This window comes from Vibrio sp. 2134-1 (assembly GCF_033339495.1).
In genome coordinates, this window is the sequence record NZ_JAWOUS010000465.1 from 1 (window position 1) to 680 (window position 680).

Below are 680 nucleotides of genomic sequence, written 5' to 3' on the forward strand. Positions count from 1 at the left end.
TAGACCGACCAGATCGCTTGATCGGTCTTATTCTTATCGGCAACAACCTCGTGAACATTCTTGCTTCAGCAATTGCGACCATCATCGGCATGCGCCTATACGGCGATTTAGGTGTCGCGATCGCAACGGGTGCGCTAACTATGGTTGTCTTGGTGTTTGCCGAAGTCACACCAAAAACCGTTGCAGCGCTGTATCCAGAGCGTGTTTCCTACGCGAGCAGCATCTTGCTCACTATCCTAATGAAAGTGCTATCACCGCTCGTAATGCTGGTGAACTTTATTACTAATGGTTTCATTCGTTTGCTTGGCGTGAAAGCTGATCACACGGTAGAGGATCATCTAAGTTCGGAAGAGTTACGCACGGTCGTAAATGAAGCTGGCGGACTTATCCCTCGTCGACACCAAGACATGTTGGTGTCTATTCTCGATCTCGAACACGTTACTGTAAATGACATTATGGTGCCACGTAATGAGATTACGGGTATCGATATTAACGATGACTGGAAATCCATTGTTCGTCAGTTAACACACTCGCCACACGGTCGAATCGTTTTTTATCGCGACCAAATCGATGAAGTGGTTGGTATGCTGCGTTTACGTGAAGCGTACCGTTTGATGCTAGAAAAGAACGAGTTCAACAAAGAGACGTTACTGCGCGCGGCAGATGAAGTGTATTACATT

Annotated in this window: 1 protein-coding gene; it reads left to right on the top strand. The window is 46.8% G+C overall.

The genetic code is table 11. The annotated features are described in order from the left end of the window. The coding region (locus tag R7R78_RS26645; RefSeq protein ID WP_225474675.1) for a CNNM domain-containing protein at positions 1-680 on the top strand (680 nt) is incomplete at both ends.